The sequence below is a fragment of the Streptococcus infantis genome, assembly GCF_047463655.1.
Taxonomy (GTDB): domain Bacteria; phylum Bacillota; class Bacilli; order Lactobacillales; family Streptococcaceae; genus Streptococcus; species Streptococcus infantis_Z.
This window is the reverse complement of the sequence record NZ_JASHDM010000009.1, coordinates 43,923-60,460: the sequence shown is the minus strand read 5'-3', so window position 1 is coordinate 60,460 and position 16,538 is coordinate 43,923. Positions and strand designations below refer to the sequence as shown.

Here is a 16,538-nt window from a genome sequence, read left to right as displayed (position 1 = left end):
AACTTATTTTGTTTAAAATCGAATGATTTCTCTTGTTTTTTCATATGAGGAAACAAAGCGATTTGTTACCCCTGGTTCAGCAACTTCCAAAGCTTGGGAAATCTTTTCGAAAGATGCTTGATAATCAAAGGCATTTTCAAAGATTTCTAAAGATTCATGGAAGGCTTGTTGAATCCCTTCATCAAATGATCTGTAGCGATTAGAATATTGAAGCAATTGCTCTGTCAAGGTTGCATATTGCACAATACTGTAAGTTTCTGTTTCCAAAACTTCCATATCATGTGATGCAATTTCTAGGATACGATTAACAGACTCAATGTTGACTTGTGACTGTTCCAACTCTGCCATCAAATCCTCAGTACTATGGCTAGCAGCAAAGAACAATTTCAAGAAGTTCTGTGGGATTCCTGGAAGATTTCTCTTTTCCATGTAGCGCTTAATGGTGTGGAGGCGATTGACGTAAACATTTGCCTTTTGACGAGCATTAACATCATCTTTTTCAATCTGTACTAAACGTTCGCTCACTGAAACTTGATCATCTTCAATTTCTTTTAATGTAGCTTGAACATTTTCTAAACGTTCTTCCAATACAGAATAAGCTTCTGAATATTCCTCTTGTTCTGAAGTCAAATCGCTAACTGTAACTTCTAGGGAATCCAAATCCACTTGAAGACGACGGACGTGATTTACATCACTCTCAGACATCAAGTAAGTTTTGCTCAAGCGTTCAATATCTTTCACCAAGACCTGATTGTTGTCTTTTAAGTGGTCAAGATAGGTTGGAAGTGTTGACAACAAGTTTTCAACAACTTTTTGAGAAGCAATCTCTCGTGTGAAAATATTATAGAGAGCATTGATTTCTTCTTGAATCTGAGTGTTTTCATATTCAGCATTATCCAATTCCAATTTTTTAATATTTTCTTGGTTATTTTTCAAAGCTTCATACAACAACTGCAAACGCGATTCAATGTCAGTTTCTACAAAGTGATAGTTAGCATCAAGCAACTTACGATAGCCAGCCTCTAGATCTTCAAGTTGATCAGGGAGTTCAGTCGTTAGTTTAGTAACAATTGCTGGAATTCTCTCTACGATATGTGTCAAAGCGAGAATATGGTTTTCAGCATTATCTAAAATTCCCGCTGCTTCAACTGGATCTCCTGAAGAGTTTAGCGTCACAAATTGAGAAAATTCTGATTGGATGTTCTCCAATTGTTTTTCAATTTCAGGAAGTGCTTGACCATATTTCTCAGAATCTTCTGCAACCGCCTTCTGTAAGCTTTCAAATAAATCTAAAGCATGCAAGACACGACCACTATTTTTTGATTCTTGTTTTTCTAAATCTGCCAAAGCATTTCGAATGGAAGCAATATCTTCTTCGATAAGGGTAATCTGGCTTTCAATTTGATCAATTTTGTGTTGAGCTTTCAAGAAGCGAAATGAATTATTGTACCCTTCTGCTTCAAACAGATTATTCTCAATATCTGCAAATGAGTTGAGGGATAGGTCTACCCATTTTTGATTCCACTCTCTAAATGCAATCTGACTTTGACCAATCAGATGCATATTCTTAACAGCTTCTACTTCATCGTTTACTGGAAGGTTATATAACTCTTCCTTTCTTTCTTCTAGTACTGCAAGCCTACCTTCATTGCGTTTGCGTAACAAAATCGCTACAACATAAGCAATAATCAGTAGAGTCGCTATTACAATCATAATAATAATCAACAGATTATCAGACATATCAAACTCCTTTTTATACTTGAAACAATTGTAATGATTATATCATATTTTTCAAACCATGGGAACTATTTCCAAATTTTTTAAACGTCAAGCGTACTGTAGACAGCATTTTCTTCGATAAATTCTCGACGTGGTTCTACACGGTCACCCATGAGCATATCAAAGATTTTATCTGCTTCTGCAGCATCATCAACCGATACACGCGCCATAAGACGATGTTCAGGATTCATAGTTGTTTCCCAAAGCTGATGATCATCCATTTCTCCAAGACCTTTATATCGCTGAATAGTTGGTTTGGCACGACCTTCACTATAGCGAGCCAAGGCTTCCTGGAGACGGATTTCTTGATCTGCCCCAGGTTGGATGTATTCTTTAATTTCACTGCCGACCTTAACACCGTAAATTGGTGGTTGGGCGATATAAACATAACCTGCTTCTAAAACGGGTTTCATATAACGATAAATCAAGGTTAACAAGAGGGTACGGATATGGGCTCCATCGACATCGGCATCCGTCATGATGACGAGTTTTTGATAACGTGCCTTGCTGACATCAAATTCCGCACCAAAGCCTGTTCCCATAGCTGTGAAAAGGCTACGGATTTCTTCATTGGCAAGGATTTTATCCATGCTGGCCTTTTCGACGTTGAGGATTTTACCGCGAATCGGTAAAATCGCTTGGAATTCACGGTCACGACCAGACTTTGCAGAACCTCCCGCTGAATCTCCTTCGACGATGAAAAGTTCAGTTTCAGCTGGATTATTTGAAGAACAGTCTGCTAATTTCCCTGGAAGGTTTGAAATCTCTAAACCTGACTTCTTACGAGTAACTTCACGCGCACGTTTGGCTGCTACACGCGCCTTAGCTGCCAAAATCCCTTTTTCAACAATCCGCTTAGCAATCTGTGGATTTTCCATCAGGAAGTCTGAAAATGCTTCACTAAAGAGGCGATTGGTAATCTTGACAACTTCACTATTTCCAAGTTTAGTTTTCGTTTGTCCTTCAAACTGCGGATTTGGATGCTTCACAGAGATAACGGCAGTCAATCCTTCACGGACATCCTCACCTGTTAGATTATCTTCGTTGTCTTTGAGGAGTTTGTTTTTACGAGCGTAGTCATTGATGACACGAGTTAGGGCTGTACGGAAACCTTGTTCATGCGTTCCACCCTCATGTGTATGAATATTATTGGCGAAACTCATGACATTTTCATGGTAACCTGTTGTGTATTGCATGGCTACTTCAACTGTGATGTCATCCATTTCTCCATCAGTGTAGATTGGATTTTCAAAAATAACATCCTTGTTTTCATTGATATACTCAACATAGCTCGCAATCCCACCTTCGTAGTGGTAGTGTTTTGTTTGTTCAAGTCCCTCACGCTTGTCAGTGATGGAGATTTGAAGGCCACGATTCAGAAAGGCGAGTTCTTGGATACGCTTGTTTAATTTATCAAAATCAAAAGTTGTTGTTTCTGTAAAAATCTCTGGATCTGGCGTGAAGTGTACTGTTGTACCTGTTTTATCTGTATCTCCAATCACCTCAAGGTCAGCAACAACATGTCCACGACGGTATTCTTGGTAATGAATTTTCCCGTTTTTATGAACACGAACATCCAACTGAGTTGAGAGGGCATTTACAACCGATGAACCTACACCGTGGAGTCCACCTGAAACCTTGTAACCGCCACCGCCAAATTTACCTCCAGCGTGAAGAACGGTAAAGACAGTTTCAACGGCAGGACGGCCTGTCTTTTCTTGAATATCAACAGGGATACCACGTCCATCATCAACAACCGTGATAGAGTCATCTGGCTCAATAAAGACCTGAATATGACTAGCAAATCCCGCCAAGGCCTCATCGATAGAGTTATCAACGATTTCCCAGACTAGGTGGTGAAGACCTTCTTTTGAAGTCGATCCGATATACATTCCAGGACGCATACGAACGGCTTCCAGACCTTCCAAAACTTGAATCTGACTGGCATCATAATCCTGTGCCTGTTGGTTTTTGATTTCTTCTGTCATTTTTTCCCTTTTTCTTTTTTCTTACATTTCTAATACTTGTCTCAATGTCACGATATTTTTAAAGAGATGCGTCGCTAAGCCTGCTGCTTGTCCAGCTTCAATATCGATAGAACGGTCACCAATAACGATACCAGAACTAATCTTATACTTATCTCGCAAATAGATCATAGACTCTGGATTTGGTTTTCTCTTAAAACCAGAGCTAGCTGTTACTACTTCTGTAAAATAGCCAGCAATACCTGTCTTTTCAAGAATATCCAAAACTTGGTCATTGCGATGCGAAACTAAAAAGTTCCGTCCTCCCTGGTCTGAGATTTCCTCCAATAAAGCAGGTACTCCCTCAAACAAGGCAGGATGCTCAAGCTCTCGCGCTTCGTTTTCCTTATATTTTTCTAAAAAATGCTCTATTGTTGGGGCAAATTGGTTAATCGCAAAAGCAGTTGACACTTTCAAGGCATTGTAAACTTTATCATGTTCTTCTTCGATTCCAAATTGAGCTAATGTTTCCACAAAAGCCGCGGTCGAAGTCTCATAATTATCAAGTAAAGTTCCACCTAAATCCCATATGTAATCGTGATATTTCATACCCTTCATTATAGCATTTTTTTATCAAAAAAGCGACGATTTCCTTCTATTTTAACAGTAAAAAACGAGAAGAATCCCCTAATTGATAGATTCCTCTCGTTTTAGTTAATCTATTCCAAACACATCACGATAGAGCATGGCTTTTCTCAAAGCATCTGCATCTCCACCAAGTTGTTCTACTAGGTTATAAGCAAAGGCAAGGGCAGTTGCTGGACCGCGACTGGTGGTCAAGTGACCATCGACAACTACTGTTTCCTTGCGATAGTGACCATCAGCAATTTGCTCTTGGACACCATCATAGCAGGTGAACACTTTATCCTTGAGGAGACCAGCTCGATTCAGTACAATTGGTGCTGCACAAATGGCTGCTACTTTTTTACCAACTTGCTCAAATTTTTGAAGTTCAGTAATCAATTGCTCATTATCACGCAAGTGAGCTGAACCTGGCATACCTCCTGGTAAGACAATCATGTCGTACTCAGATAAATCACCATCAAACACTCGATCTGCTTGTACTTGGATGGCATGTGATCCCGTCACTTGGGCTTCAAAACCAACCATATGACAAGTAATATTGGCACGACGTAATACGTCCACAACTGTTAGGGCTTCGATTTCTTCAAAGCCATCTGCTAAGATAACTGCAACTTTAGCCATGATTTACTCCTTATTTAACTTTTTTCAAAACAACTTTCTTACGTTTAAATCTTGTCTTACCGCTCTTTTCATCAGCTAGATGCGTTTGATAACTCATCGATAGAAGCAGACCAACACCAATCAGATTACTGATAATGGCTGAGCCCCCTTGGGAAATGAATGGTAATGGAATCCCTGTCAGAGGAAGGAGGCCTGTCACTGCACCGATATTTTCAAAGATATGGAACAAGAGCATCATAATAAATCCAGTTGAAATGTAGGTATAAAATTGATTATTGGACTTCAGAGTGATTTTTAACATTCGATAGATAAGTAGAAGATAAAGTGTAATTACGAGGACAGAGCCGATAAAACCAAAATCTTCTGCAATGACTGTAAAAATCATATCACTCTCACGAACGGGAATAAGGAGATTAGATACATTAAATCCTTGACCAAACAGACCTCCACTACCAATGGCGATTTGCCCTTGCGCCTGTTGATAGGTGGTCGTTTGTGCATAATCAAATGGATTGAGCCAGGCAAGGATACGGTTAATCTGATAGGTTGGCATCCCGATTTGATGTATGAAAGCACGCCCATCTTTTGTGATGAAAATTGCCAAAAATCCTGCAATTCCCGATACAGCTGTTACAAAAATTGGAATGATGATTTTCCATGATACTCCAGAAAGCAAGACCAGTCCCGCAAAGATTGCGACAAAGACCAAGGCCGTTCCTAAGTCACTCTGCAGGGCCAGTAAACCTAAGACTGGCAGCGTGAAGATAATCATCCACAGTATCAAGAGGAAATCTAAAGGAATCGTTCGTTCACTTTCCTTGTGTTTCTGTGTGAATTGAACAACAACCCGAGCCAAGATCAAAATATAGGAAATTTTCATGAATTCGGAAGGTTGGAAAAGTGTCACTCCTCCAATTGACACCCAGTTTTTAGCCCCTGTTGCTGCGACCAAATTAGGGTTATAGAAAACCAAGGGTAAGACCATGAGGACTAGACCTAGGGCATAAAGATAGGGAGTCGCCTGCCATAAAAATTTTGTATTAAAGAACATGACTACAAAGCTGATAACAATTCCCAATACGATCCAAGCTAGTTGCTGACCGAGAATAGGCCAAATATTATGTGGATAGTCATGACTGACAGCAATGTAAATAGCTACCACTCCAGTCACCAGCAAACAGAATACTGGTAAAATCAAACTATAATCGACTCGAGAGTCGAGAGAACGTTTCATAAAGGTCTCCTTCATTCTTTCAGATGTTTATTTTATTTTTTGTGTAAAAATTCTTGAACTTTTGAGAATACTTGCTCTTTGCCAACTTCTCTGACTCGACTAGTCTGTGACAAGGCCTTGCCAATCTGCTTTCCATATCGCTTGCTTGTCATTCGGCTATCCAAGATCAGGACAGAGGAGCGTTGTCCAAGACGACGCATGGTTCTACCTATCGCTTGTTTGAGGCGAATAATAGCCATTGGCAGTTGATAGTCGTAGAAAGGATTTTTCCCTTCAAGACGCAGTTCCTGATTCATTTTTTTCGTAAAGGGATCTTCTGGATTTTGGAAGGGCAAGCGTGTCACCACCTCAATCACTCGAGGGTGAGTCGCAAAATCAACTCCCTCCCAAAAACTTCCTGTCCCTAGCAAGAGTTGAGAGTCTCCTCTTTCAAATCGTTTCTTGAGTTGAGCAGGATCCCCGTTCTTATATTGGGCTAAATGAGAAAGAGATAAAGAGTCTGATACCTGCAACAAAAGGTCTTTTGAAGTGAATAAAACGAGCATGGGCTCTTCAAGGTAAGACAAATCTTCCAACACTTCTACAAGAGCATGAGCATAGTCTTCTTGAGAGGTTTCTGTCACCAATGGAAAATCCTTAACGACCAAAATTTCTTGATTTTCTTGAAAATTCTCATCCAATTTGTCAAAGGCTGCATGTGGGAATCCCATTAGTTCTGGTAAAGATACTCTGCTACTAATTTCCAAGGTCGCAGAGACAGCTAATAGCTGACAAGTCTCTGGAAAAATCTGTGAAAAGAGCAGACGTTGATTGCGACTGGAAGAAATGACAACCTTCTTGTTAGACAAGTCTGAGGCTGATAGCCAAAATTCTCCATCAGTGCAGAAAAATCGCTGATAGTCCTGGAAACCTTGAACGTCTAGCTCAGAGAAATCCTGTTGGAGTTGTGCCATGGTTGTCGCAGGGCACATTCTACGCTTACCAGATAGGAACTGGTCCATCAAGTGATAAAGCTCAAAGCGAATACTCTCCATCAAGCGTCTCTGAAGCGTCCCTTCTTCTCGAACTAAGGCTTGATCTAGCTGGTCTACTATGTCGTTTAAAACGAAACTCTTCTGCGAAAGATTTTCCAAAGTTAATAAGATCTTCTGGGCCTCATCCAAGATCAAGAGACGGCCCTCTAGTAGACTGGGATCGTCCTCAAGTCGGGTAACGAGATAAGCATGATTGGTCACAAGTAGCTGGCAAGAGCGAGCTTTTTTCTGCCCCCGTCTCCAAAAATCCTCCAACCAAAAGAGAGAAGCTTTGGGAAGGTTCCCATCATGTACCAGATTTGGTAAAAACTGCTGGTAGCGATAAAGTTGTCCAATCTCATCTAAATCTCCAGTTTCTGTTTCAGTCAACCAAACTAGAAGTTGCATCTTGAAACGTGTGTACAAGCGATTGGACTCTTCTTCCTCTAGCGCTGCGTGAAAGGCATCTAGTTTTAAGTAATTTTGTGGTCCTTTCAGACTATGAATCGAAAGGTGAAAAACCTCTTCCAATCTACGAGCCTCTTCTTGCATCACTTGATTTTGTAGAACTTTAGTAGGAACACTGATGAGGATTCCTTTTTCGTTTTCTAGTGATAAGGCTGGCAGGAGATAGCCGTAGGTTTTTCCAATTCCAGTCTGAGCTTGCACAAAGGCAATTTTCTCATTCTGTAGAAAATCTTGAACCTTTTGAGCAAAGCTAGCTTGCGGGGCTCTATCTTCCAAATCCAACAAGGCAATATTGGTTTGGAAATCTTTTGAGAGTTTGCGTGGAGAAAGGGCTGGTTTTTCCTTTTTCAAAAACAGACCCTGCACCTCAACTAAGTCATGTTCTACAAGGATGGACTGCTTCTGATAAACTTCCTCAATGACCAGATAAGATTCATATAATAGACCATCTGACAAACTTAACAAGCGCTCCAATAAGCCTTTTGGCAGTTGAAACATTTTTTGTCGCATACAGAGAAAGAGCTCTGCTGTTGCTTGGGCATCTGATAGGGCAGTATGGGCTTTTTCTAATGAAATACCTAACTCTTGACAGAGAATCCCCAGATTATACTTTTCAAGCTGAGGATAAAAAACCTGAGCCAACTCGACTGTATCGATACGGGGAGTGCGCAATTCATAGCCCTCAAAAAAGAGAAATTCTGCCAACAAATTGGCATCGAACTGGACATTGTGCGCAACAAAAACACCGTCCTTGACCAAGTCAAAAATTTTTCCAGCCACCTGAGAAAACTCTGGTGCCTCTGCCAGTCGCTGATCGGTCAAACCCGTTAATTCTTTGATATGAGAATCCAAGGGTTCGTGGGGATTGACATCCGTGGCATATTGGTCAACAATCTCACCATTTTCAATGACCACGATTCCTACTTGGATAATTTTTGCCTTGCTTCCGGTACTGGTCGCCTCTAAATCCACGACAACATACCGATCATTTCTAAAATTCATCATTAAAAATTATATCAAAATTTACACCATTTGACATCCATGAACTTTATTGGAAGGGTCAAGTTTCTTGCAAGTTTTTTCAAAAAATGATTGAATAGAAGTGTAGAAAAGGAGTGACATCATGAACCCATTAGATTTGTTTAATCAAGTAAAAGAGCTAATCGAGAAAAAAGATTTGGCTGCCGCAAAAACCTTTGTCAAAGAAAATAAGGACCAACTCGGTGAGTATCTAAACCAAGCACAAGCTTTGGTTTCAGGCTCAGAAGGACTTAACGGTCTTGTAAATAAGGTCAAAGGCCTCTTCTAATAGTCAAAAGGCACCTGAAAACCTCAGGTGTCTTTTTGTATTTTCTTCATAAAGGCTGGGGTATGTTGACTGATCGTGGTTGGCAGAACTACAAAATTATCCTCAGCCAGTTCCTGGGCAATTGCTGAATGTAAATAGGTCGCTACTGTCACTCTTTCATAGAGACTTGCTTGGGGAAATTGACCTGCAAAACCGGCAATCATCCCAGCTAAGGTATCTCCCATTCCCCCAGTCGCTTGATAGGGACCTCCAACTCCCAGCTGATAAAAATCAGTTTGATCAGCTTGCCAGATTCGAGTAGCTGGACCTTTTTGAACCAAAATCGTTCCTGAAGGAAATCTCTTCAAAGCCTCTCTTGTTTCCTCAGCTCCTTGAGAAGTCAATTCTAAGCCTGACAAGACTTGCCATTCCCTTTGGTGAGGCGTTAAAACAAGCTGAGCTTTAGGAAATTTCATTCCCGTCTTAGCTAAAATGGATAAGGCACCACCATCCAGTATGAGAGTCTGGTCTTGATTTAAATGATGAAAGACTGTTTGGAGAAGCTGTTCTTCACGCTCATCATCCACTAGTCCAGGCCCAACCAAGACAATACCAGCCTTCTGCAACTGTTGCTCAAGCAATTGCTTATCGTCAAGAGCAAAAGCCATAGCCTCAGGCAAATGGCTATGTAGCGCTGGAATATTCTCTTTATCCGTAGCTACGGTCACCAAGCCTGTGCCACTTCTAACAGCCCCTAAGGCAGCCATAATAATGGCTCCCCCATAGGGATAAGTCCCTCCAATCAAGAGAAGACGCCCGTAGTCTCCCTTATGACTAGAACGAGGACGCTCAATGATAACTTTTTTCAGTAGAGCTTGATCAATCTTTTTCATACACTACTCCTTCAACTTATCCTTACCATGTAGTACTTGATTAACCTTAGTATTCCAAGCCTGTAACCCTTCTCCTTCATAGTCTAGGTAAGTCACTCTATCTTGTAATTGACAAGGAATCAAATCTTCAAAACAAGACCTATCTTTTGAAGGAATAACACACAAATGAAGAAAGGTATCTAAATCTAAACTATCTCTTACCTTCGCAACATGATAGCCATCAAACATATAACCTGGTGCTTGAATTAATTCTTCATACAGAAAATGAAAACTAACGCCAGGAATGAACTTTTCTTGTAATTCCTCCTCAGACGGTGCCCGTCCTAACAAACGCTCCATAGCGAGTCGGTAACCCGAAGTCGTATTAGACCATCCGAACATGATATAGTCAAAATAGTCTGCTGGATCAGAAGCTGCATTACGACTATCTGTAACTAGATCAGCCCCACTTTTACCAAATACTTTTACCGCCGACATGAGTTTTCCAATCTGAAAAATAGCCTGAGCCACCTCAACTGTACAAGTATGACTACAATAATTTGAAGTAACCAACTTCCTCTGGATATCATAGGTAGAAGCTACAAGCCGATGACTTGGTCTGTAGGGAGGAAAATAGCTATGCTCTTGCAAGTAATCATGAATTCGTATATTTAATTCATGATTCTCACATTCCACAATGGTCTGACGATGATGGTCCTGTTCGTAAGCAATAAACTTTGCTAGCTTCTCCAATTCCCATTCTTTAATCTGAGGATAGTTTTCAAGAGCAAATTGATACATCCCATCCCACTGGAGACTAAAATCTGCATTACAAACTTCTACAATCATGGTCCTTCTCCTCATATTCTCTTACTTTCATTATACACCTCACTACCCAATTAATAAAGAGAGTGGGACAGAAATCGGTAATTCGTTAGAATTCGATTTCGTCGTCCCACCTCCGCACAGTTGAGTAGGGCTGTAAAAGCTTATGAAATCAGCGTAGTAGAGCCCACTTCAATCACTGCGTCTTGAACTACACTCCAAAGACAATTGAGAGGCTAGGACTTTTGTCCCAGCCTCTTCATTTATAATGATTAGCTGTTTTATAGCTGAGAGTTATCAGTATTACTTTTCTTTACGTCTAACAGTTAGTAGAGCTACTGATAAAACAAGACTGAGACTTGCTAGGAAGACAGCTGTATCAGATCGACTTTCACCTGTTTCAGGAAGTCTTGTTGAACTTGATTGACCTGAAGTATTTTCAAGAACATTTCCATTAACTGCTGGTCCATGAGCTGATTCTACTGGTTCTTGATTTTGTTTTTTATAGACAATCGCATAAAGTCCTAGATCTTTGGTGACAAATTCAACTGTGTTACCTACTAGCGTCACCTTTTGAACCTGCAAACCTTGATCTAAGCTCATGTGATAAACCTCTTGAACCTGACCCTTGACTGGCAATCTCACTAGAACTGCACCCTTTGGATCAACCATTTGGTTATCTTTATCTAGCAATTTCACTTGATAAGCATCGTATTGCTTACCAGCTAATTCTTGGCGTAGAACCTTGTGAACTTGAAGCTTGAGATTAGCATCCAAGTCTTGAGATAGCCCTGCTACCAGAACTCCAGTTTCCTTATCAGACAAGATTCGAACCTCTGCAGCTGATTTTTCAACACTTGGTGCTGGTTCATCGCCTACTGTAGCTACTGTTCCTGTGTATTCTGGCAACTCATTCTTAGCTGCTTCTACTGCATTGACACCACCATCAAATTCTGGGATTTCTACTACTGGAGCTGGTTCGTCGCCTACTGTGCCGATTGCATCTGTGTATTCTGGCAATTCATTCTTAGACGCTTCTACTGCATTGACACCACCCTTGAATTCTGGAATTTCTACCACTGGAGCTGGATCGTCACCTATTGTGCCGATTGCTTCTGTGTATTCTGGCAACTCATGCTTAGCCGCTTCTACTGCATTGACACCACCCTTGAATTCTGGGACTTCTACTACTGGTGCTGGCTCATCACCTGCTGTCCCAATTGCATCTGTGTATTCTGGCAACTCATGCTTAGCTGCTTCTACTGCATTGACACCACCCTCAAATTCTGGAACTTCTACCACCGGAGCTGGATCGTCTCCTTTACTTGTTGTCGGTGCTGGATCGTTTTCCACTTCTTGATAGAAAGTAGCCATTTCGTAGAACTCTGGTTCTCCACCTTCCCAAGAAACTTTTACATCGAGAATCCGTGGATTTTTTCCTGAAAGGGCAAAGGTTTGGAAACTTGATCTGACTTCACCCAAGTTTTTCCATACTGATTCACCAGCATCATTCAAGGTACGAACTTGGACATTTACTTTTGCACCTTCTGGCAAGTCAGCAATCAAGCGAACATGATTGACCTTGGTTTCTTCAGATAAATGATAAACAAGCTCTCCTTTATCTTCAGTAGCTGCATAGCTAGTCAAGACATTACCGTCAGTCATATTTTTCTTCAGGTTATCCGCTGCTTCGCTACCAGTTCCTGTCACTGTAGGATTATTTTCAGGATTGATAAATTCACCATCATTAATCACGATTTCGCTAAATCCTACAAAACGAGCATTATAATCCGCTGTAAAGAGAACACGCATGAACTTAGCAGTTACAGGTTGATCCAGAATACCTTCAATATAACGATTTCCTGGGTTTGCAGAATCATGTGTCCAGCCGTCGGTCAAGGAATTATCTCGAATTTCATTTTCCACACCATCTCCGACTGTTACAACATCCGTCCAATTCTTACCATCTTCACTGACTTGAATCTTCCCATCACGCAAATAATTACGCTGAGCATCCTGAATATAGGCACGAATCTTCTTGACTTGACGAGTGGTGCCTAGTTTCATGACAATTTCCCCGTTTTTACGTTGGTAATCAGAAAATTCTACAAAATTATTAAAGTCCCCATCAAACAGTTGACCAAGGTTGTGTACGCGACGAACATCATTAGCACCATAATATTGGTGGATACCCATAGTGGTTGATAAGAGTTCAGTTGGATCCACTTCTTTTGTCTTGATAACTAATTTTCCAGTAGGAAGCGCTTGGTCCTTATCTGTCTTGTTCACGATGCGAACGTAGCGTACCAAGGCGTGTTCTGGAAGTTGGTCAGCGCTCATCCATTCCACTTCATTTGCTGAATATTCCAGTGTCAAACCTGTTTCACCTACACCTTCAAGTGCAATTGAACTAGCTTCATGGAGTCGATCCAATTTCAAGCCAAGATAGCCATTTGCTGGAAGATGATTCCCTTGAGGTAAGGTCATTTCATAACGACCATGGCTGTCCACTACTGGCGTTTCTTTCAAGCTGTCGACATTGGTGACGGTCAAATCAGTATTTGGTGTATCGACGTCAACTCTAAAGTCCGCAATTCTCCACCATTTGCTGAGAAGCTGTGTATTACGAACACGAACGTATTGGGCTGTGAAGTCTTGACTAATATCTGAAATTTGATCCCCAGCTAAGGTCTGAAGTGTCTTCCAGTTTGTACCGTCTGTAGAATATTCGATGACACCAGCTGCTAGTTTGTCCCCTTCCCCTTGAACTAGATGAACATGTTTCACTTTCTTAGCTCCACCCAAGTCCATTTGAACCCAAGCATTTTCTGGAGTCACATTTGTTTGATTGGCATGAGCCATCATAGATTCGGTGTTATCTTTGCCATCTTGCATTTGAAGCACACTAGTTCCATACTTGTAAACCAGATTTGGACTTAGAGTAATGGTACCTTTTACCTTCTTGCTTCCAAGTTCGAGCGGTCTATTGACGGCAATTTCACGCATGGCAAGCCAAGCATTATCCTTCTTAGCTGTCGCACGCATACGAACTGCTTGTGCCGTAATATCAAGATTGGTAAATTCAAGCGTACGTTCTCTACCTGTATAGGCTGGACTTGTGAGAGCTACCCAGTCGCCCTGTTCGTTTTGATACTCGACAAGGGCATTTCCGAAGGTATAATTATCGGCTGTCTTTGTTCCTGTAGCAAAACCTAGCGTATGAACCTTAATGGCTTTATTGAAACGAAGTCCTACATAATCATCTCGTTCAATAACGGTTGTCGTCTTGACAATCGCATGAGTATCCAAGTCGCCATCTGTTACTTCTGCAAGACCTCCTTCAATCCCCGCACGGTTGGTAATAAAGGTGGTCACAAGTTTATCTGGATGCAACATGGTCTGGATATGTGTTGCCAAGTATTCCTTTAAGTTATTGATAAATGGACGAATATGTTGCACTCCAAACTCTGCCCGTTCATAATGGTCTACATAGAAGAAGGAATAACTAATGGACTGATCGTAATACTTAACCCCAGCATAGTAATGTTCCCATACTTTAGCATCATTCTTTTCAGCCAGACCTTCTGTCGCTGTCAGCAAGGCTTCTAAAGCATCCATCTGGTCCACTGTATTATCTAACCAGTAGTGGATTTGGTCAATAAGCTTCTTGTCCCCTTTTTCTTTCAGAAGGAGGGCGTCAGCCTTCAAGTTTGCAAAGATACCCTTTAATTCTTTTCTCTCTGCATCTACATTTTGACCAGCCTTCAATTTGTTATAAAAGTCTGTCAATTTAGGTGCAAGCTCAACAGATTCTTCCAATTTTGTGACATGTGGAGGACGGTTTTGGTTGCGCATGTGCTTACCAAGTTCACGAAAGGCTTTTGATACTTCGCTTTCTTCAAAGTTTCCATTGACCACGTAGTTAAAGGCCATATCATTGATTTTTTCAGCTTCTTCCGCACTTCTCCATTGCTTCCAACCATACTGAGCCACATCAAAAAGGGCTACCTTTGAAGCTTCGGATTGTTGCATCGGATTTAGCATGATGCCCTGAGCCAAGGACAAATCAACATTGGGATGTAAGAATTTTTCACCACCACCCAGAATCAAGTGTTGCTTGGTATTATCATTACAAGGCCAGTTGATCCAGAAATGAATCGGACGATACTTCTTGCCACCTTCTGTCAAATTCTTCTTCAAATTTGTTAGGAAGGTTTGGTCAACTGCACCCCAAACTTTTCCTCCTGTTAGAGTTAAATGGACCGTTTCTGGAAGGCGTTCGTTGAGCGTACGAAGTTCATCTTCTGTCCCTTGTCCCATATACCAGGCTGGAACGAAAATCATATCTTTACGAAGGCCACTGTATTTTGTTTCTTGTTCAGTTAGCCAATTTGTCAGGTCAGTCATTAACCGAACATAACTATTGTAGCCACCAACAGGCCAGGCCGCATCATCAGCTAGAACCCCAAATTCACGCACACCTGCATCCAGCAATTGGGTGAATTTCGCTTTAATGACATCTAAATCTTGTTTATATAATTCATCCGTGTCAAAACGCATCTTGTTATGCATAAATGGATGGATGGTCCATACATAGCGAGTCTTTGTTTCATTCCCCACACGAGCTAGATCACGAATCTCTGCCATTTTTTCTTCTGGATAGAGTTCACGCCATTTAGCATTGTGATAGGGATCGTCTTTTGGCGCAAAAAAGTACTGAGTTAGCTTTAAGTCGCCACCATAGCGCATCAACTCCTCACGGTTTTCCTTAGTCCAAGGATTTCCATAATAGCCTTCGATAAAGCCACGATTCTTCACTTCTGCATAGTCTTCTACTGTCACATCGCGAAGAACTGGGACAGGACTCTCCTTCAGCATCTGTTTCAAGGTTGTTAGTCCAAAGAAGACAGCATCGGTATCCTTTCCGACGATCGAAATCTTATTGTCCTTCACGCGCAAGACATAGGCATCAATTTTATCGTATAGACCAGACGAAATATCTTGGACTTCTTTTTCTGCCAGAGGAGCTTTCCCACGCACTCCAAGGAAAATGTTGGTCGCCCCTTCTGTAGCTTTTGTACTGGTAGTATAGGATATATTGCTAGCTTGGAGAACTTCTTTGGCACGGTTACGTGTATAGATATCTAAGCCATCGCTAAAGACAAGGTTTACCTTTCCTTCTAGAGCAGTGACCCCATCGCCATAAGTTACCTTTTGAGGTCTTGGAAATACCGTATATTCCTTTTTAGCTACTTTAGATTTTGCGGCATCAATTTCTGCTTTACTTGCAGGTTTATCTGATGTAAATGAATCAGCTTTCTCCACAGTTCCATTTACTTCACCTGGTTTCGTAGGTTCTGTTACTGCATTGATTTCAGTAGGAGCTACTTCTGTAGAAGCATTTTCTACGGTTGTACTTTTCTCCTCTACTGTAGAATTTTTAGTTTCTACTGGTTTTGAAGAAGTTTCTTCGGTAGCTTGGGACTTAGTAGCTACCTCTTCCACTTTAGTCTCTGAAACAAAGGTTGCCTCTGCACTTTTAATAGCGCCTGCCAAATTTGGTGATAACTTATCCTCTGGTGGAAGCTGTGTAAGACTTGTTTCTGCTTCTAGTGCGGGCTCTGTCTCTGCAGCTTGTACCATGCTGGCTCCAAAGATACTCGCACCAACCATTACTGAAGCTGCTCCTATTGCAAATTTTCGAATGCTATAATGACAACGTTTCTCAAAAAATTGATGATCCATCTTTCTTCTATTCCTTTCCTCCAACCACTCATCTAAGCGGTTTCATCCCTATTTTAAAAAACGGAGAGAACCTAAAGGTCCTCT

9 protein-coding genes and 2 pseudogenes are annotated in these 16,538 nt (G+C 41.1%); 1 reads left to right on the top strand and 10 read right to left on the bottom strand.

From position 1 onward, the window contains the following. Positions 1 to 12 precede the first annotated feature (12 nt). The 6 genes from ezrA to QM877_RS07325 all read right to left on the bottom strand — a co-directional run bounded on the left by ezrA (position 13) and on the right by QM877_RS07325 (position 8,729). Complete coding sequence (ezrA, locus tag QM877_RS07350; protein WP_414318024.1) at positions 13 to 1,740, bottom strand: septation ring formation regulator EzrA; 1,728 nt, start codon at positions 1,738 to 1,740, stop codon at positions 13 to 15. An 80-nt stretch (positions 1,741 to 1,820) separates the two neighbouring features. Continuing rightward, entirely contained in the window at positions 1,821 to 3,767 is a 1,947-nt protein-coding gene (gyrB, locus tag QM877_RS07345) for a DNA topoisomerase (ATP-hydrolyzing) subunit B (protein WP_414318023.1), read from the bottom strand. A gap of 21 nt (positions 3,768 to 3,788) precedes the next feature. Further along, a complete protein-coding gene (locus tag QM877_RS07340) occupies positions 3,789 to 4,352 on the bottom strand; it encodes an HAD family hydrolase (protein WP_414318022.1) in 564 nt (187 codons plus the stop codon). Positions 4,353 to 4,457: 105 nt separating this feature from the next. Next, entirely contained in the window at positions 4,458 to 5,009 is a 552-nt protein-coding gene (locus QM877_RS07335) for a DJ-1 family glyoxalase III (protein WP_414318021.1), read from the bottom strand. Between the two features lie 10 nt (positions 5,010 to 5,019). Continuing rightward, positions 5,020 to 6,243, bottom strand: coding sequence for an FtsW/RodA/SpoVE family cell cycle protein (locus QM877_RS07330; RefSeq protein ID WP_414318020.1), 1,224 nt, complete (start codon positions 6,241 to 6,243; stop codon positions 5,020 to 5,022). A 32-nt stretch (positions 6,244 to 6,275) separates the two neighbouring features. Continuing rightward, complete coding sequence (locus QM877_RS07325) at positions 6,276 to 8,729, bottom strand: bifunctional DnaQ family exonuclease/ATP-dependent helicase (RefSeq protein ID WP_414318019.1); 2,454 nt, start codon at positions 8,727 to 8,729, stop codon at positions 6,276 to 6,278. A gap of 118 nt (positions 8,730 to 8,847) precedes the next feature. Here QM877_RS07325 and QM877_RS07320 point away from each other — a divergent pair, with 118 nt between their 5' ends. Continuing rightward, a complete protein-coding gene (locus QM877_RS07320; RefSeq protein ID WP_414318018.1) occupies positions 8,848 to 9,033 on the top strand; it encodes a hypothetical protein in 186 nt (61 codons plus the stop codon). A gap of 23 nt (positions 9,034 to 9,056) precedes the next feature. On the opposite strand, the gene QM877_RS07315 is transcribed toward QM877_RS07320, so the two are convergent. The 4 genes and pseudogenes from QM877_RS07315 to QM877_RS07300 form a co-directional block, all read right to left on the bottom strand. Beyond that, a complete protein-coding gene (locus tag QM877_RS07315; protein ID WP_414318017.1) occupies positions 9,057 to 9,905 on the bottom strand; it encodes an NAD(P)H-hydrate dehydratase in 849 nt (282 codons plus the stop codon). Positions 9,906 to 9,908: 3 nt separating this feature from the next. Then, positions 9,909 to 10,733: a phosphate ABC transporter ATPase gene (locus QM877_RS07310; RefSeq protein ID WP_414318016.1), complete on the bottom strand. Its 825-nt coding sequence runs from the start codon at positions 10,731 to 10,733 to the stop codon at positions 9,909 to 9,911. Positions 10,734 to 11,012: 279 nt separating this feature from the next. After that, positions 11,013 to 16,214, bottom strand: a pseudogene (locus tag QM877_RS07305) (SIALI-17 repeat-containing surface protein); the annotation flags it as partial. 132 nt (positions 16,215 to 16,346) lie between these two features. Beyond that, positions 16,347 to 16,454, bottom strand: a pseudogene (locus tag QM877_RS07300) (YSIRK-type signal peptide-containing protein); the annotation flags it as partial. Positions 16,455 to 16,538: the final 84 nt, after the last annotated feature.